General features: G+C 44.1%; 15 protein-coding genes. 8 read left to right on the top strand and 7 right to left on the bottom strand.

Going from position 1 to position 18764, the window contains the following annotated elements:
* Window positions 1-62 precede the first annotated feature (62 nt).
* Window positions 63-4370 (bottom strand): two-partner secretion domain-containing protein, encoded by a 4308-nt coding sequence (locus F6K37_RS13400; protein ID WP_287250703.1) that lies wholly within the window; start codon window positions 4368-4370, stop codon window positions 63-65.
* 488 nt (window positions 4371-4858) lie between these two features.
* On the opposite strand from F6K37_RS13400, the gene aroC reads away from it, so the two are divergent.
* Both aroC and F6K37_RS13390 read left to right on the top strand, forming a co-directional pair.
* Window positions 4859-5953 carry a chorismate synthase gene (aroC, locus tag F6K37_RS13395; RefSeq protein ID WP_008183970.1) on the top strand — a complete coding sequence of 365 codons (1095 nt, stop codon included), beginning with the start codon at window positions 4859-4861 and terminating at the stop codon, window positions 5951-5953.
* Between the two features lie 7 nt (window positions 5954-5960).
* Complete coding sequence (locus F6K37_RS13390; protein WP_008183967.1) at window positions 5961-6812, top strand: MBL fold metallo-hydrolase; 852 nt, start codon at window positions 5961-5963, stop codon at window positions 6810-6812.
* A gap of 126 nt (window positions 6813-6938) precedes the next feature.
* On the opposite strand, the gene F6K37_RS13385 is transcribed toward F6K37_RS13390, so the two are convergent.
* Window positions 6939-7844: a phosphodiester glycosidase family protein gene (locus tag F6K37_RS13385; protein ID WP_008183965.1), complete on the bottom strand. Its 906-nt coding sequence runs from the start codon at window positions 7842-7844 to the stop codon at window positions 6939-6941.
* 93 nt (window positions 7845-7937) lie between these two features.
* On the opposite strand from F6K37_RS13385, the gene F6K37_RS13380 reads away from it, so the two are divergent.
* The gene (locus F6K37_RS13380; RefSeq protein ID WP_267872027.1) at window positions 7938-8060 is read left to right on the top strand and encodes a hypothetical protein; all 123 of its coding nucleotides are present in this window, start codon (window positions 7938-7940) and stop codon (window positions 8058-8060) included.
* Here F6K37_RS13380 and F6K37_RS13375 read toward each other — a convergent pair.
* Window positions 8030-8938: a phosphodiester glycosidase family protein gene (locus F6K37_RS13375; protein WP_008183963.1), complete on the bottom strand. Its 909-nt coding sequence runs from the start codon at window positions 8936-8938 to the stop codon at window positions 8030-8032. The two genes, F6K37_RS13380 and F6K37_RS13375, sit on opposite strands and share 31 nt — an antisense overlap.
* Before the next feature lie 146 nt (window positions 8939-9084).
* Between F6K37_RS13375 and argZ the strand changes: the two genes are divergently transcribed.
* Window positions 9085-11190, top strand: coding sequence for a bifunctional arginine dihydrolase/ornithine cyclodeaminase (gene argZ, locus F6K37_RS13370; RefSeq protein ID WP_044493102.1), 2106 nt, complete (start codon window positions 9085-9087; stop codon window positions 11188-11190).
* Window positions 11191-11316: 126 nt separating this feature from the next.
* Here the strand turns inward: argZ and F6K37_RS13365 are convergent, their stop codons facing one another.
* The 3 genes from F6K37_RS13365 to F6K37_RS13355 all read right to left on the bottom strand — a co-directional run bounded on the left by F6K37_RS13365 (window position 11317) and on the right by F6K37_RS13355 (window position 12263).
* Window positions 11317-11553 carry a hypothetical protein gene (locus F6K37_RS13365; protein ID WP_044493099.1) on the bottom strand — a complete coding sequence of 79 codons (237 nt, stop codon included), beginning with the start codon at window positions 11551-11553 and terminating at the stop codon, window positions 11317-11319.
* Window positions 11554-11892: 339 nt separating this feature from the next.
* On the bottom strand, window positions 11893-12027 hold the full coding sequence (locus F6K37_RS13360) for a hypothetical protein (protein WP_287250695.1): 135 nt from the start codon (window positions 12025-12027) through the stop codon (window positions 11893-11895).
* 32 nt (window positions 12028-12059) lie between these two features.
* A complete protein-coding gene (locus F6K37_RS13355; RefSeq protein WP_008183956.1) occupies window positions 12060-12263 on the bottom strand; it encodes an NblA/ycf18 family protein in 204 nt (67 codons plus the stop codon).
* A 259-nt stretch (window positions 12264-12522) separates the two neighbouring features.
* On the opposite strand from F6K37_RS13355, the gene F6K37_RS13350 reads away from it, so the two are divergent.
* From F6K37_RS13350 to F6K37_RS13340, 3 genes are all read left to right on the top strand, one after another.
* Entirely contained in the window at window positions 12523-12696 is a 174-nt protein-coding gene (locus F6K37_RS13350; protein ID WP_154659776.1) for a hypothetical protein, read from the top strand.
* Window positions 12697-13136: 440 nt separating this feature from the next.
* Window positions 13137-14423 (top strand): RNA-guided endonuclease IscB, encoded by a 1287-nt coding sequence (iscB, locus tag F6K37_RS13345; protein WP_008183953.1) that lies wholly within the window; start codon window positions 13137-13139, stop codon window positions 14421-14423.
* Window positions 14424-14643: 220 nt separating this feature from the next.
* Window positions 14644-14937 carry a DUF433 domain-containing protein gene (locus F6K37_RS13340; RefSeq protein WP_008183950.1) on the top strand — a complete coding sequence of 98 codons (294 nt, stop codon included), beginning with the start codon at window positions 14644-14646 and terminating at the stop codon, window positions 14935-14937.
* A 4-nt stretch (window positions 14938-14941) separates the two neighbouring features.
* On the opposite strand, the gene F6K37_RS13335 is transcribed toward F6K37_RS13340, so the two are convergent.
* On the bottom strand, window positions 14942-16717 hold the full coding sequence (locus F6K37_RS13335; RefSeq protein ID WP_287250690.1) for an N-acetylmuramoyl-L-alanine amidase: 1776 nt from the start codon (window positions 16715-16717) through the stop codon (window positions 14942-14944).
* A gap of 1355 nt (window positions 16718-18072) precedes the next feature.
* Between F6K37_RS13335 and F6K37_RS13330 the strand changes: the two genes are divergently transcribed.
* The coding region (locus F6K37_RS13330) for a SulP family inorganic anion transporter (protein WP_287250688.1) at window positions 18073-18764 on the top strand (692 nt) is incomplete at its 3' end.

The raw sequence follows: 18764 nt of genomic DNA, 5'->3' as shown, positions 1-18764 counted from the left end.
CAAAGATGGCCTTCCTTTGATGAAACGACTAATTCAAGCTCGTTGCTCTATTACTGCTCCTCCTACTCTTCCGATACCTCTCTAAACCTGACCAAACGTCTTTCCAAAAGAGCCACACCCAAATTAATTGGTAGTTGATCTAATCCCCGAGAAGGGTCAATATTGCCCGTATTGATGGTCACTATTCCTTGTGGACCAGACTCAGAACTGGCATCGATATCATTAGTGCGATTTTCCTCAATGGCTTCGCGCTCCTCAATCAAACGGACATCTTCGGCCTCAATGGTGATCTCACCGCCTTGACCCCGTGCAGCTTTGGCAATGATATCGCTACCATCAGGACCAGTTGGGGGAAAGGCAATCAAGACGTCGGTATCAATATCAATATTGCCACCCGTAGCTTCTTCAGAAGCCTCTGCGGAGATTAGGCTTTCGTTGAGCATCACTATCGATTCTGATACGTCTAGTGTGATATTCGCTCCATCTTCACCTCCACTCAGTTGAGTTTCAGCTAAAAGTCTTCCGTTGTTAAGCAACAGGGAATTAGCCGTAATGTCCAGATTACCTGCTATCCCTTTCTCACTTTTGACTGTTATTATTCCTCCATCTTCAACCTTCAGGGAATCAGTATCGATGGTGATCGTACCAGCTACACCACTGAAATCCCCGGAGCTGTCAGACAGTAAACCACTGGAAATAGTATTATTAGTGGGACTAACTCCAGAGATAGTAATGGAATTAGCATGAACGTTAATCGTACCAGCATTGGCTCCACTGTCACCAATTTCTATTGGTGCGCCTAGGCTACGCTGACCGATCAGGTAGTGCTGGGCAACAGTTTCAGGAGATAGGGCTGTGTTGTAGACTGCTACTTCATCAATCACACCATTGAAGGATTGGTCACCAATGTTTGGCCAAGTCCCGATCAAGATGCGTGGTTCTTCGCCATTAAAAAACCCTTGATTATTGCGATTAATTTCTCTGCCATTGACAAAAATAGTGTTAGTATCGGAATCTTTGTCGTAACTAGCTACAACATGATACCAAGTATCTACTTCAATGATGTTCTCTGGTGTTTCCAAATCATTGGGAAAATCACCGAAAGCAACAGAAGCGTTCTCGTTCAATCTGAAATATAGACTTTCACTTTTGTCATTGTCACTCTTTATCCGTTTATGTATCCCGAAATAGGCTTGCCTTTCTCCAATTTCGTTTGGCTTTATCCAGGCTTCTACAGTGAAGGATTGATTTGAGATATCTAAATCTGAACCTGATGGAACAGTACCTATATCCACAGCAGTATCATTCTTGCCATTAAATTGTCCTGCTGTACCGGATATTCCTGGAACACCTTGAGTTACACCCCCTTCATAGGTACCGTTGAAGCCATTGCCAGTAGCATTAAAAGCCGTTGAACCACTAGTTTCATCAAGACTCCAGTAGACGATTGGGTTATCACCCAGCACTGCTTCGTTATAGGTTGTGTCAGGATTAGCCAGTACTTGTTGCACTAGCCTGACTGGGTTGAATCCTTGGGTACGGTTTGCAATAGTGCTCCCGTTGGTGAGGGATAGGGAGTCAGTCGAGATCTCAATCTGGCCACCATTACCACTACTTGTAGGCTCTACTTCACTCAAGATATTACTGTCATTGGTGAGAACAACTGAGTCAGCTTCTTTCACAGATATGTTCCCAGCATTTCCTGGACCAAACGTAGCAGCAGAAATTTCACCCCCGTCTCTGAGCGTGAGCTGATTTGTTGAGATAATTATCGGTCCCGCATCACCTGCCCCAGCAGTGCTGGAATCTACCTTTGCTGTATTTGTGATGGCAATAGAGTTAGCCTCAATAATCTCAATTTTACCGCCATTACCTCTAGCACCTTCTGCTACCTGACTTAAAACACCGCTGGCTATAGTTTGATTGAACTGATTTACCAGATTCCCATCAAAAACTATGTCCTCTGCTACTGTAATTTTTACGTTACCTGCGTTTCCTTTTCCGAATGTAGAGGCAACTATTCGAGCACCGTTAGTGAGATAAAGTGACCGAGTTTCAATATCAACATTACCACCACCGTTATTGTCATCAGTGGCTTTACCACTTCGATTAACCCGAGTCAGGATAGAGTTTTGGGCTCCATCCAAGATGATTGAATCACTAGCGACAATCTTGAGATTGCCACCATTTCCCTGTCCGATTAGGTTAGACTGTAACGATGCATCATTGCTTACAGAAACTGACCTAGCCTGGATATTAATATCACCAGCAGTACCATTACCTTGTCCCTCAACACTAGTGAAGGCACCACCATCATTTTCAAATCCACCACCATCAAAGGAAACTGTATCCCTAGCAACAATATTGATATCGCCGGAGTTCCCCCAAGACTTTCTGACATTACCTGTTCCAGCTGTATCTTCCTCTCCAACCCTGGCTTCCAGTTGAGCGCCATCGTTAACAACTAAAGAACCTGTGGTAATGAAAATTCCACCACTGTCAACGATAGGTTTTGGTTCAGCCTTTCGATCTATGTCGTTAAGAATGTTGTTGACGATGCCACTAGTCTGACCATCTTGCGATTTCCCTTCAAAAGTAACTGTATCATCAGCAATAATAGTCACTTTACCGGCATCTGCGTTCTCAAAGATACTGGTGTCGATATTATCATCCTCCTTAATGACAAAGAACGTACTTGTTTCGATCTGAGCACCGTTTTTGGCAGAGAGTGAGCCAGTATCAATAGTGATATCCCCACCCTTTTCTGTTCCGAAGGTGTTGCTAATAATGAAACTGTTGTCAAGGGATAGTTGATCATTTGTAACCACGGTAATATCCCCTGCTTTACCAGAAGCGGAAGAGGCATCAATGCGTCCGCTTATTTCAATGGGGCCCCGATAATCAATCAAGACCTCACCACCATTCCCTGAAAACCTCTGGTTACTCGTATCATTCATAAGCTTCTTATTGACTACCTTGGCTATGGTGCCGTCACCAGTTAGAAGTGAACTAATTTTCAGGGTTTCACTCACTAACGATGGATTAGCTTGATACTGATTGGTTAACAATACTAGTCCATTGGGAGCATTAATCGAGATGTCACCAATTTCTATATCTGCACTAGTAGCACCAGTCCCAAAGTTAGAGCCTAAGTTTCCACTATCGGTATTTCCTGGAAAACCCGCCAGTAATGTCCAATCTATGCCAGCACGGATATCTAGGGTAGGTTGGTTACTGCCATCTATCACTACCGATGTTCTCGCTTCGTCGGACAAGGTCACATTAGCCAGACTAGCTAAGAAGGGATTGGAGTTATCGGGGCTAATCGCATTATCAGCGGTATCGGTAGAGTTAATTTCGATGTCCCCAACGGTAACACTACCTCCTGCCAAAATATGGAGTGATGCTCCGGTATAGTTTCCTAAACTGACATCCCCATTGGCCAGAATTATCGGATCATGGGGACTGACTAAATTTCCCGGTAGCCCATCCAACTGTTCGATACTGACACTGCCGCCAGCGGAATAGTAAGCATTCCCAGCGATAGGATTATGCGATTGCAACCGTAAATCAGAACCAGCAAATAAACCACTTAGGACATGGTTATGGGCAGCAATATCAATTGACTGATTGCCCTGAATTAGCAGCAAGCCACCTGCTGACAACCTAAAGGGTTGCGCTACACTATCCCTAATCGTGACTGTATCTTCTGCGAACAGAGTTAAATCCCTAGCAGCTTCCAGTTGACCTTGTAAATCCAGATGGCCAGCGGCTAGGGTTAAATCTTGTCCTACTGCTAAATTCCCAGCATTTGTAATTGTGCTCCTCGGGTCATATTTGCCATACTGCAATCCTGGGGTGATATTAATGGTTAACAGTGGCGGGGCTTCTGGTGATGTGGCACTAAACTCCTGGCCATCACCAAATACCAAACTATTGGCAGTAGAGGCGAAAAAGGAACCAGCTACATCTAATCTCGCCTGATCTCCAAACACAATACCATTGGGATTGAGTAAAAACAGATTCGCTGGCCCATCTACTCCCAAAGTGCCTAAAATATTGGATAGATTACTTCCGGTTACCCGTGTTAAAATCCTCTGAATCCCAGAGGGATTAGCAAAATAAACTCGTTGTAGTTCTCCTACATTAAATTCAGCAAAACTATGGAACAAATTCTCCCCACGAGTTGCTCCCCCTTCAATTAAATCTGCCAGCGCCCCCTTGACCTCTACATTAGGAGTTACCCTTGACGCTTCATTTCCCAAGCTGCCATCGGGAGTAAGTTCAGCTACAACTGGAGCAGAAAACCCCCAAGCAAAACATCCGGTTAGGCAAATTATCCTTAATTCTAAAAATGCACCAACAGCCATAAGCATCCTAACCAATAAAATCGGATTATTGGGAAATTATATAACAGATTTTAAATTAGGATCATCAAAACAATTTGAACTTAACTAATCTTAATTAGTAGGTAAATTATTAAGTAAATCATTAGGTAAATCATTAGGTAAATTATTAGGTGGGAATCCAACAGGACTTAAGCCGCCAAACAGTTTTACTAAGGAATAAGATAAGTAAGTACGTAAGCATATGCGCTACAGATGGTGCTACTTGAGGTGCCGTCAGCCGTCAGTGGTCAGTAGTCAGTGGTCAGTGGTCAGCTTATTTTATTCAAAAACACCGATCTAGTAGGATGGCACAGTCTTCGACGCATCGGACCTAAGCCATAAGCACCTCAAGTAGCGTGCGCGTAGCGCATAAGCTGATAGCACCTCAAGTAGCGTGCGCTAATCGCTGACCGCTGATAGCTGATAGCTTAAGTAAGTACTACCATTAGAGGACTAATAGAGCACTAACTATGGGCAATACCTTTGGACATTTGTTTCGGATCACGACATTTGGAGAATCCCACGGGGGTGGGGTTGGGGTAGTCATTGATGGCTGTCCACCGCGACTGGAAATTTCTGCGGCAGAAATTCAGGTAGAACTAGACCGCAGGCGTCCGGGTCAGAGTAAGATTACTACTCCTCGTAAAGAAACCGATACCTGTGAAATTGTTTCGGGAGTATTTCAGGGCAAAACCCTGGGCACACCAATTATGATAATGGTGCGCAATAAAGACACTAGGCCCCAAGACTATAGCGAGATGCAAAAAACGTATCGGCCTTCCCATGCTGATGCTACCTATGATGCTAAGTATGGCATTCGTAACTGGCAGGGGGGAGGACGTTCCTCAGCCCGGGAAACCATCGGGCGAGTGGCAGCGGGTGCGATCGCAAAAAAAATTCTCCGGCAAGCTACTGGTGTAGAAGTCATTGGCTACGTCAAGCGTATCAAAACCTTAGAAGGTATCGTAGACTCCAACACCGTCACTCAAGACCAGGTAGAAAGTAATATTGTTCGTTGCCCTGATTCCGAATGTGCTCAACGGATGATTGAGCTCATTGAAGAAACTGGACGTAGCGGTGATTCCGTTGGGGGTGTAGTAGAGTGTGTGGCTCGCCATATACCCAAAGGCTTGGGAGAGCCAGTATTTGATAAGCTAGAAGCCGATTTAGCCAAAGGGGTGATGTCCCTACCAGCTAGTAAAGGTTTTGAGATTGGCTCTGGCTTTGGGGGCACTGTACTTACCGGCAGTGAGCATAATGATGAATTTTACACAGACGAAACCGGTGCAGTGCGCACGGTTACCAATCGCTCCGGTGGGGTTCAAGGTGGCATTAGTAACGGCGAGACTATTATTATTAGAGTAGCGTTTAAACCCACTGCTACCATCCGCAAAGAACAACGTACTGTCACCAGTACTGGTGAAGAAACCATTCTAGCTGCTAAAGGACGTCACGACCCTTGTGTCTTACCCAGGGCCGTACCTATGGTAGAAGCAATGGTTGCTTTGGTATTGTGCGATCACCTGTTGCGTCATCAGGGTCAGTGCGGTACTTTGAAGCATTAACTTACCAATGAAGACAAGCACTTCCTCCGAGTTTTCGGTTAAATTTTGGGGAGTCCGAGGCAGTATACCTAGCCCTGGACGGGAGACAATTCAATATGGCGGCAATACGTCTTGTGTAGAGATGCAAGTGGCTGGGTTACGCCTGATTTTTGATGGCGGTACTGGCTTGCGGTTGTTGGGAAAAAGCCTTAAGCAGCAGTTACCCATTGAAGCTTATTGGTTTTTTACTCACTACCACTGGGATCATATTCAAGGCGTGCCATTTTTCATTCCAGCCTTTGTGGAAGGGAACATTTTACATATTTATGGCGCACCTCCCCCCGGGGATTGCATGGAGCAACACTTCAAGGAGCGGGTGTTACACTTGAATGCTCCAGTTCCTACTAACAAAGTAAAGGCAGATTTGAAGTTCTATGACTTAGAACTAGGTCATAACACTGTCACCATAGACGATATTACCATAGAAACTGCTCCTTTGAATCATCCTAATGGTGCTATAGGCTATCGCGTAAGCTGGCAAGGGCATTCCGTGTGCTACTGCACCGATACAGAACATTTTCCTGACCGCCTTGATCAAAATGTGGTGTATCTAGCCCGTGATGCTGATGTATTAATATACGATGCTATGTATACCGATGAAGAATACCACAACCCCAAATCTCCCAAGGTAGGTTGGGGACATTCCACCTGGCAGGAAGGGGTGAAGCTGGTAAAAGCTGCTGGTGTTAAGAAACTGGCTATCTTCCACCACGAACCTAATCACTGTGATGATTTTCTCGACAAGCTGGCAGTGGAAGTTAAAGAAGTGTTTGATGGCGCGTTTATAGTCAAAGAAGGGATGATTGTTACGGTCAAGTAATGGTGAAGGGTTCAGGTTGAAGGTTTGATGTTGAAGGTTGAAAGTTTAAGTGTTGAAGGTTTAAGGTTTAAGGTTTAAGGTTTAAAGTTGAAGTGTTGAAGGGTTAAGGTTTAACGTTGTTGATCATTATTTGTCTACCGGAAAAGCATAGATGCCCAGATGGTTAGCAATTGCCCGTTGGCGCGTAGGCATACGGGTCTGAATCGGTGAATTTAACACCCGTAGCTTATTGTTATTTGCTACTACCAGAGTGGTGGAACCACCCCCATCCAAATTGAGGGCGCTATCGGCTCCTAATTCTTGAATAATAGTAGTCAATTCAGCCAAAGTAACCCCTTCGCTGTAAAAGCGCTGGCGACCATCAACAATAATTAACCACAAAGTTTTGCCTGATTTATCAATAGCGACAGCAGTGCGGGGATACAATAGTTTCTCATCTGTATTATCTCCCAATACTGCTGGCTTCCCTTCCTTTAGTAAAATTTCTCTACCGGCTATTCCCTCAGATGTGCCTAGAGGACAACGGTTTTGATAGATTTGAGCTTGGAGAAGCTTTGAAATACAAAGCACTGAATAATTTTTTGATTTTGGTGGAGCATAGGATTTACCATCAGAGATAACTTGCCCTTCTACTCTGACCGGATCACCAGGTTTAGGATAGGAGTCCGGTGGATACTCCCGAAAAGGATAAAAGAAACTACCGTTGATAGCTAATTGTAAGTTAAACTCTCGCACAAATTCCGAGGTAGTCCGGGCAGCAAATTCGTTTTTATTGATGGTATTTCCTGGTGTTACTAATAGTTTAATTCCTGGTGCGGTTAGGTCTATAGTAACAATATGTACCATCAGGGTACGGGGAGATTTGCGAGCATCTCTTTGATACACAATGCCTGGGAAAAGTTGTTGCTGCTTGTCGGTGGGAAGCGGACGCTTGAGCAGTAATGTGCCATAGATCAAAAGTGGCACGCTCACAATACTGATGCTAGTGGTAAGCAGAATTCGCTTTACTCTAGTTATATTTAATTTTTTCATGCTCTAAGCTAGAGTGCATTTAAACTATATATTAATGGGTTTGATTTATACTATATTTTGGGATAAAATAGCTATAACAATCCTCAATTAATAGTGATATTTTTTTGCCTACTCCCTACTCCCTATTCCCTATTCCCTATTCCCTATTCCCTACTCCCTACTCCCTACTTCCTACTCCCTACTCCCTACTCCCTATTCTCTAATGGTAAAGCATAAATTCCCAGATGGTTGGCAACTGGACGTTGGCGCGTAGGAATACGGGTCTGAATCGGTGAATTTAACACCCGTAGCTTAGTATTATTTGCTACTACCAGAGTGCTTGAACCACCCCCATCCAAATTAAGGGCGCTATCGGCTCCTAATTCTTGAATAATCTTATTCAACTCAGCCAAGCTAACTCCTTCGCTGTAAAATTTCTGGCGACCATCAACAATAATTAACCACAAGGTTTTGCCTGATTTATCAATAGCGACAGCAGTGCGGGGAGAAAATAAATTCTCACCGCCACGACCTCCCAATACTGCTGGCTTTCCTTCTTTTAGTAAAATTTCTCTACCGGCTAGTCCCTGAGATGTGCCTATAGGACAACGTTTTTGATAAATTTGAGCGCGGAGAAACTTTGAAATACAAAGCACTGAGGAAGTTGCTTTTGGAGGAGCATAGGATTTGCCCTCAGAGATAACTTGGCCTTGTACTATGACCGGATCAGCACTTTTAGGATAGGAGTTCGGTGGATACTGCCGAAAAGGATAAAAGAAACTACCATTGATAGCTAATTGTAAGTTAAACTCTCGCACAAATTTCGAGGTAGTCCGGGCAGTAAATTCATTTTTATCGACTTTATTTCCTGGTGTTACTAACAGTTTAATTCCTGGTGCGGTTAGGTCTATGGTAACAGTATGTACCATCAGCGGACGGGGTGAGTTGCGAGCATCTCTTTGATACACAATGCCTTGGAACAGTTGTTCCTGCTTGTCGCTGCGAAACGGACGCTTGACCAGCAATCCCCCATAGATCAAGACTGGCACGCTCACAATACTGATGCTAGTGGTAAGCAGAATTCCCTTCAGTCTAGTTATAATTATTTTTTTCATGGTACAATAATAAGTTTATGGATAAAATAGCTAAGATTAATCCACCAACTTAACCTACTCGCCTGTCAATGGCAAATTGTCGTGACATTGGTTTAATTGCTGACTTACCGTGGTCGTGTAGGTATCTACCAGATCAGAAATCGACTATGACAGAATCAATTCGCTTCCTCATGTGTCCCCCTGACCACTACGATGTGGATTATGTGATTAATCCCTGGATGGAGGGAAATATTCACAAGTCATCGAGGGATCGCGCTGTAGAACAGTGGCAAAAACTTCACTATGTCATCAAAGAGCATGCCCTAGTCGATTTAGTTTCTCCTCAATCCGGTTGGCCAGATATGGTATTTACAGCCAATGCGGGATTAGTCTTGGGCAAGAATGTGGTGCTTAGCCGCTTCCTCCACAAAGAGCGCCAGGGGGAAGAACCTTATTTCAAGCAATGGTTTGATGACAATGGCTACACTGTCTATGAACTTCCTCAAGACTTACCGTTTGAAGGAGCTGGGGATGCTCTGCTAGACCGGGAAGGGCGTTGGCTGTGGGCTGGCTATGGCTTCCGCTCAGAACTTGATTCCCATCCATACCTTGCTAAATGGTTAGATATTGAAGTTGTGTCCCTGCGGTTAATGGATCAACGCTTCTATCACTTGGACACTTGCTTCTGTCCCCTGAGTGGTGGCTATTTACTCTACTATCCCCCAGCATTTGATTCCTATTCCAACCGCTTAATCGAAATGCGGGTACCACCGGAAAAACGAATTGCAATCACAGAAGCTGATGCAGTGAACTTTGCTTGCAATGCGGTCAATATTGATCAACTTGTAGTGATGAACAAAGCTAGCGATCGCCTTAAAGATCGGCTCAGTCAAGCTGGGTTTGAGGTGATTGAAACCCCCTTGACGGAATTTATGAAAGCTGGTGGTGCTGCTAAATGCCTAACCTTACGGGTAACTGAACCAGTCCGCAGTGAAATCCATGGCAATCAACCGGTTGAAAGTCGCATTATTCGTTTGGAAGGTCATTTGCTTGATTCTGGTATCATCAGCCGTGCCTTGGATTTAATTGTAGGAGGTGGGGGTAGCTTCCAGGTACTTAACTTCGACCTAGGAACACAGCGGCAAAGCACCTCTAATGCTGAACTGAAAGTCTCCGCACCAGATCATGAGGTGATGGCAGAGATTATGACTAAGCTGATTGATCTAGGAGCTGTCACTCCTGCCCAAGAGGTGTGTGATGCTAACTTGGAACCTGTTACTCAAGCAGGGGTTGCTCCCGATGACTTTTATGTTACTACGATTTATCCTACAGAAGTACGGGTTAATTGTGAGTGGGTTAAGGTACAAAATCAACGCATGGATGGTGCGATCGCAGTAACTGAAACCCCAGACGGTGTCATCGCTCGTTGTAAACTGGTGCGGGATTTGGAAGTTGGAGAACAGGTGATCTTGGGAGTAGAAGGAATCCGGACGGTGCGCAAAACTCAATCCCGTGAACAACGCAATCAGCAAGAATTTAGTTTTATGGCATCTGGGGTCTCTAGTGAGCGCCGGGTAGAATTAGTAGTGGAACAAATTGCCTGGGAGCTGCGCCAAATCCGAGACCAAGGGGGCAGAGTAGTAGTGACAGCAGGACCTGTGGTAATTCACACTGGCGGTAGTGAACATTTATCCCGTTTGATTCGACAAGGGTATGTTCAGGCGCTGTTAGGGGGAAATGCGATCGCAGTTCACGACATCGAGCAATCCCTGATGGGAACCTCCTTGGGTGTGGATATGAAACGAGGAGTAGTTGTCCATGGTGGACACCGCCACCATCTCAAAGTCATCAATGCTATCCGTCGCTGCGGTAGCATTGCCCAAGCGGTAGAACAGGGTGTATTAACTAAAGGGGTGATGTATGAGTGCGTCCGCAATCACGTACCATTTGTCCTAGCCGGTTCGATCCGAGATGATGGTCCTCTGCCAGATACCCAGATGGATTTGATTAAAGCACAGCAAGAGTATGCCAAGTTATTGGAAGGGACAGATATGATCTTGATGCTGTCTACTATGCTTCATTCTATTGGCGTGGGCAATATGACTCCAGCCGGAGTGAAGATGGTCTGTGTGGATATTAACCCCGCCGTAGTGACAAAATTAAGCGATCGCGGTTCAGTAGAATCTGTTGGTGTTGTCACTGATGTCGGTTTATTCCTTAGCCTGTTAGTGCAGCAGTTAGATAAGTTAACCAGTCCTTATCTAGTCAAGTAATTAGTTTAACTGTTGAAGAATTAAGAATTAAGAATTAAGAATTAAGAATTCTACATTCTACATTCTACATTCTACATTCTTAATTCTACATTCTTCATTCTACATTCTTCATTGATTACTAAATTATTAACTTGCTTTATAATCGATAGTTTCATTGTCACTAGGAACCAAAACCCAGTCTGAGAGTCTTAGTTTCTGATAAGTTGCCCAGCCTTTAGAACCGCCAGGTACTGGGTAATCTGGGACAGCATATTGGGGAAAAGCTGTGTACGGACGCCAAGCCTCATAAGGGGAAGTCCGCAAGTGCAACATTTTATGTTCATTACTACCAAAGCTCGATAACCAGCACATTTGTTTTACCATGGGATACTCCTTGATTGTGAATTAAAGCTAGAGAGCGTTGGTTAACTGAGCATTTGAACAGTAAGTAGGTGAGAAATTACTCTGAATTGCTGAGTTGCTGAATTCATCGATAATTTAGCAATTCAGTCATGTTAAATGTATTTATAGCTACCTACGTGATGCACTTAATAATGTTATGCTGTCTCAGCCACCTTGACTCTAACTGGTGTGTTTATTGTTTCTTCAGTAATTTAGCTGTGGATTCCGGAGAATTGGGTTAAGCTAATCGGAATTTAAATGGAAAATTTTCCGTATTAAGCAAAAGTAAGCATTAAGCCCTCAGCGGTCAGCCCTCAGCGGTCAGCCCTCAGGTATCATGCATAAAATAAACCCAGCGTAGCGTGCGCCTATGGGCAATAAATTAAACGAATGCTTACCAAGGCCAAGCTGATAGCTGATAGCTGATAGCTGAACGCGCACGCGTGTGCGTAGCACATAAGCTTACTTCCATACCTTGCTCCCTGAGCTTACTCACTCCAAGGTGGAGGATCTCCGATTAAACTTTGTTTAACGAAATTCCTGAAATGAATTTCACGAATTGACATCTGTCTATAGAGCTCGCACAGCAGATTCTTTGCTTGTTCAAGGTCAAGATTTTGAATTTGCGTCTCAAACACCTTAAGATTGAACTCCTGTTCTAGGGAAAATTCTATTGGTTGATGTTTTTCCATGATGATTTGACTCCTATAAATTTCCAGAAATTAGGGATTGGTTAGAACCCATTACCCACGTTAATTACGAGTGGGTAGCTTGACGCCTTAATTACTTATCACCTTGAGTTGGGATTTTTCTGCAAGGATTACTGTAAATAGGCTTTATACTAGTTATGATGGCAAAGTTTACGAGACTTTACAGTACCCTTGCGGGTACTTTGTATCCCACCCACACCTATCCTTAACTATCACATCGGTAAAGCAACCAGAAAATGCGATGTTCCTTTGGAACCGCTTTCGGCAAAGCCGACGCTGCGCGAACGCGATTGACCGTAGGTCACGCTACGCGATGAAGCGAAGCTTCCGCGCTTGTGCGATTGACCGTAGGTCACGCTACGCGAACGCGCTTCAGGGGATATCCAGAGAAGCCGGAGCCCCAAATCGTCAGTAAAAATACTTAGCGGTATCTGAGTTCTGATTGCTATATCGATAGTTTCAGAATAATTGGCAGACAAGAGTAGAATGCCTCAGTATTGATCTCAGTTTTTTGTATCAGTTGTTTCAGTTATATGATCTAAATAGATATGTTCAAGGTAAGTTTATGCCAGTTATAGAAGTTAAAACCTATGTAGAGTATCGGGACAGTCAATAACTCACCGCTAAGTCCTATGGGACTATAGCGGGAGCTTGTAGAAGCTCATAGTTGACCAGACTAAGACTTGATAATGGTCTACGTTATTTGAGTCATAACACCTGTAGGTGCGTGCCAGCCTTCAGCTCTGTTGTTAACAATTAAACATCTGTAGAGAGTTAAGGAAGTGTTGTTAACCTAAAAAGCTCTTATAACATTGTCAAGGCAAACTTTACCCACGTTGTGGAGTGTTCAAAGTAATGCGAGTTTTCGTTTTAGATCAAGATAAAAAAACTCTGGATCCATGTCACCCGGCACGAGCTAGAGAACTACTCAAGAAAGGAAGGGCTAAAGTATTTAAGCGCTATCCATTCACTATTATCATGCAGGATAGGAGTGTTGATAATTCTGTAACTCATCCACACAGAATCAAAATAGACCCTGGTTCAAAAACAACCGGAATAGCTGTCATTCAAGAACAGACTGGACGGGTGACAGGTGCATTAGAAATTAACCATCGAGGACAAAACATCAAGAATTCTTTGGAGTCCAGAAGAGCCTTAAGGCGAGGTAGAAGAAGCAGGCAAACTCGTTACCGTAAACCTCGATTTCTCAACCGCAGACGCCCAGAAGGGTGGCTGCCTTCGTCACTAATGAGTCGAATATTTAATATTGAGACCTGGGTGAGACGACTGAGGAAGTTGTGTCCAGTGACTGCAATATCTCAAGAGTTAGTGCGGTTTGACACTCAAAAAATGCAAAATCCAGAAGTGTCAGGAGTTGAATATCAATATGGCGAGCTGTATGGGTTTGAGGTTAAAGAGTACCTTCTTGTTAAATGGGGACACAGTTGTGTCTACTGTGGTGCCATTAATACGCCTTTAGAAGTTGAGCACATTGTTCCAAAATCAAAAGGCGGCAGTAATCGAGTCAGCAATCTAACTCTTGCTTGTCGGTGTTGTAATCAGAGAAAAGGCAACGACCCGATTGAGAAATTTTTAAAGAAAAAACCAACAATTCTCAAAAAAGTATTAACTAAAGCAAAAACCCCTTTGAAAGATGCCGCAGCCGTCAACTCAACCCGTTGGGAATTATGGAGAAGACTAAAATTAACTGGATTACCCGTCGAGACAGGTTCGGGTGGATTGACTAAGTTTAATCGTAAGACTAGGGGTCTCGAAAAAGCTCACTGGATCGATGCTGCTTGTGTAGGTAAAACTACCCCTGGGAAAATTTTACTAAACGGAATAAAACCACTGACAGTAACAGCTAAAGGTCATGGTGTTCGTCAAAGATGCCGACCCAATAAATACGGGTTCCCAAAAGCTCATGCTCCTTCTGCTAAGTTTTTTAAAGGTTTTCAGACAGGAGATATCGTCAAAGCTAACATAAAAAAAGGAAAATATGCCGGGCAGTATACAGGTCGGATAGCTATTCGTTATCGTCCAAGTTTTGTACTAATGGTTCCTGAGAGAAAGATCGATGTTCATCCAAAATATCTAAAAACAATATTTAAGGCTGACGGCTATGAGTATGCGTCTAATTAATAACGATTCGCTATCGCTGGCCGTAGGCCACGCTACGCGAACAATTTATTGACCTGCGGGAATTCCCCGGAGACGAAACCTGTTTATTGTGGAGCCTTTAGAGTCAGTGGGCTATGCAGATGCATGGTTAAATCTTTTTTAATAAGGCGACCCTATCTTACGGTAACTTTAAACCCGCTAAAACTAACGTTTATAACGGGAGTCCCCTTCCCGTATTTAGATGGTTACATCGATTGCAGGCACACGAATTTCTCTCGACTCGGTTGTGTATACTTTCCGCAACGGATTATCACCGGAAAGTATTGTCCAATCTTTCCCACTGTTGACCCTTGAACAGGTTTACGGAGCGATCGCTTTCTACTTAGCTAATCCTGATCAGATTGATACTTACCTCGCTGTCGAAGAGGAAGAGTTTGATGCCATGCCTCAACCATTACAAAGCACTGATCCGTCTCTGTATAACAAACTTAGGTCACGATTAGTTTTTCCCCTCAGTAATCGTGATTTTCCCTAGTGCATTACTCCACAGTAGCCAACCATTCCGTAATCCCATCTGCGATCGCATTAGCCAATTGCCTTTGTTCTTGGGAATTGCTAATCCATTCAAATTCCACTGGATGAATCATAAATCCCAATTCCAACAGCACCGAAGGAGCTTTGTGAGGACGGGTTAGGGCGAGATTATTCCAAAATACTCCGTAGGATGGACGCCGGAGCTTTTGGACTAAATAATTATGCAAAAACACTGATAAATCGTGGGCTTGGGCATGATACCAAAACATTCCGATCCCAGCAGTATTAATGGCATCACCATCATCTGGTAACGCATTATAATGGATAGAAAGGGCAATAGTTGGTTCTAGTTCGTGAATCATATCCATCCGGTCTCGTAATGACACATCCTTGTCAGTTTCCCGTGTCATATATACCGTTGCTCCCCGTTGTACCAATTCCTTTTGCAACAATTTCGAGACTACTAAATTAACATCCTTTTCTGGATACCCATTCGGTCCCCTAGCTCCTTTTTCTGCTCCCCCATGTCCGGGATCAAGCAGTATCTTAATTCCTGCTAACCGTTGAGTGGATAGACCCAGTATTCCTCTACTGCTCAAGTTTGGTGGATGTCTCAGAGACAGAATGAGAGTAGTGCCTTCATACCTCAAGTCATACCCCCACTGCTGCTCAGATTTGAGTCTAAAATTATACTGCACCCGGTCTGGAGTCACTTGGTACCAGTCTAGGCGCTTAATCACTGGGTCATCATTTAGGAAAATCGTATCCGTTTGAGCGGTTAGATTATGTAGCGTTAGGGTAAAGGTTTTATCGGACTGCTGCACACTCACTGGTACTGGTATCTCTAGGGGAAAGAGAATTTCTGTTGCTCCAGGTACCTGTCGGGAAGTAATACTGCGAATAATCGACTTCGGGGGAGTTGCACCAGCAATCACCTTGGTTTCCTTCTGGCGAATCCAAGCACCATAATCAAGACGTAACCAGTCTCCTTGTTTACCAGTAACTGCTGCTCTAGTTCCCTTTGGTAGAGGAGTTAAGCGAGAATAGCTAGTACTCGGTCCAGTGCGGGCAACCCCAGCCTCCTCTATTACCTCTATCACCTCTAAGCGGTTAGGAGATAGAATTTCCACTGTACCTGTACCCCGCTGACTGACTCTCTCGCCATTGAAATTTAGTTGAAACACAGGGTTGCCAAAATTTCCAACCTGTGATACCAAAGCGCATCCCTCGTAGTTATTAATGACTGCACGAGGTGTAGGTTGGTTTTGACCAGTCAATACAGCAAAATTGGAGGGAAGTTGGGCATCTTGGGATTGAGGGAGTAAGGAAATATGTTGATTGCCCAGGGTGACGGAAACCCTAGCACGAGGGGATGCGATCGCACCAAAACAAATCTGTTCTCCAGGTAATCTAGCAATATCTGCTGCTGGGGTCAGGGAATCTTTCGCAAATCCCAAACCTGCTGGTAACTCTGGTTCAGTAGACAGTCGAGTTACCGTAACTTGAATTTCCTGGTTTAGATAGCGCAAGGTAAACCGATTTTCTCCCAGCTGCAAAGGGAAACTAGGAGCAAAATTCCCACTTTGGCTACGGGGGATAGGTTTACCATTGACCAGCACCTGTGAAGTAGGGGCTGCAGTACCAATCAAGAAAATTTGCTCTGCAGTAGTTTTATGCTCACGGGGGGGATAGGCCAGGAAAAGGGGTTGCTCAGCCGAAACAGGTAAAACAAGTAATGTAATCACAGAAGCTAGTATTGCCCAACTCAGGATTTTTTGCATGCTTTCTCGTCAACAGCAGGATAGGTTACCATTGACACTCCCCGGCCTTGTATAAGCGGGGATTCCTAGATCAACGAGCCGCCTTAAACCGCCGTATTCCTATTTTTGACGCCGCCAAAAACAGGACAGTACTTAAACCAAAAACCCGTATTGACCAAGTTCTTAGTCAACTTACGACAGACCCAGAGGGCGATTCTCCCTAGGCGTTTAGTTACTTAATAGGAAGTGCATGTGCATAGTCCGTTTCCCTTCCTTTTCACTCGGTTCCGGTGTGCCCCACCGTACCGTTTTTTTTTCTCAAAGCGTGATTTTTCTGGGTTCACACACCAATTGGTAGTTGATGATTGGGTTTTTAAGGAGGATTTTCCCTACCCTCCGGGCATTACTACTTTAAGGTCAATAAGTTACGGGTCTCTCTCCCGGCTCACCCTCGGTTTTTCAGCCTTTACCCTATATTCTCAGTATACTCTGGCGCTATATAAGTGTCAACCTTTTACTGAAAGATTTTTTAGGCGACTTTAGTCGCGCTTGTTTCTTCATCCCCGGTTTAAAAACACGGGGATGAAGACTTGTACGGATCCTAGTAATTAGCCCAATCTTACCAGGACTATCCCAATCTGATTTAACCTGAGTGCGAGATCAACAACTATCGTCCCATTGACGAGTCTCTAGTCAAAGAGTGTTTAGTCTCTAGTCAGAGTAATTGATTTTCCAGGAATTTTTCACCAGAATTTGCGAAATAATCCACCAATCCTTCTGTATACTCCCACTAACCTTGCTCAATTATTCTTTGGGGAGATCAGCAGGGTAAACGTATGTTATTTTGAAATGCCTACTGGATATAAGATTGATAAAATAAGTATTTTTGCTTATTAATTGTTAAATCTTTGTTAGGTGCCCTTTCCGCATCTAATTATTAAATTCGCCACGGGTCGCACCTCTTGATGCAGTTGCTCATGGGGTAAACCCCCAAGACCGCACTGCATCGCTTCTGAGTAAGGTTTCTATAATTTAGATCTGTGTGCCCTGGGGAGATTCAGAGTCTCTGGTGCTAGGCATCGATTGATTTAGTGGTAGACTCCATACATTAACTAATAATTTTAACCGTTTCACCTCCAACAGTGTAAAATTCTAGTGTAAAATTCTAAGGCATCTTATATAGCAATTCTTGCTTATAGCAATTCTTGCTGCCATATACTTTAGTGTTGCCCAGGTAAATCCTGGTTTCTATATTTGGATGGCTCTACCCCTTAGATTTTCCTATACCATCATGGTAGGAATTCCAAGTTATATGGAAAGAATCAATTAGATGTGGGCCTAGAGCAAGTATTATTCTCTCACTAAATTACCCACTCATGCAATTTGTTAATGGTTTACATTTCCGTAATTTGCGCGGTGATGTCTTTGGTGGTCTGACTGCTGCAATTGTCGCACTACCATTAGCTCTAGCTTTCGGAGTATCCTCCGGTGCTGGGGCAATTCATGGTCTTTACGGCGCTGTTTTTGTCGGTCTGTTTGCCGCTCTGTTTGGCGGTACTCCCTCTCAGATTTCTGGTCCCACTGGCCCGATGACCGTAGTGATGGCAACGGTGTTTACGGCGCTAGTGGCTAAAAACCCAGATACTGGCCTAGCCATGGCATTCACCGTTGTCATGCTAGGAGGGATATTTCAAATCTTATTTGGGCTGTTGCGGCTGGGGAAATACATTACCCTGATGCCCTACACAGTGATATCTGGCTTTATGTCAGGGATTGGTGTGATCATTCTGCTGTTACAGATTGGTCCATTTTTCGGGCATCCGAGTTCTGCCAATGTGGTACAGTCTGTCCTGGATTTTCCTAGGTTCGTGGCTAATCCCCATTTTGCCGCTACCGGTTTAGCAATCCTGACTCTGGTGATTATGTTTGGATCACCTCGGAGGCTGAATCGATTAATTCCATCCCCCCTACTAGCACTGATAGTCTGTACCTTGATATCGGTTGTCTTCTTCGGAGACCTCCCAGACAGCGAGCTCAGACGGATTGGAGAAATCCCCACAGGCTTACA

Source organism: Moorena sp. SIO4E2 (assembly GCF_010671945.1).
GTDB lineage: Bacteria > Cyanobacteriota > Cyanobacteriia > Cyanobacteriales > Coleofasciculaceae > Moorena > Moorena producens.
Note: the sequence above shows the minus strand (reverse complement) of the source record. Positions and strands in the feature narration are given on the sequence as shown.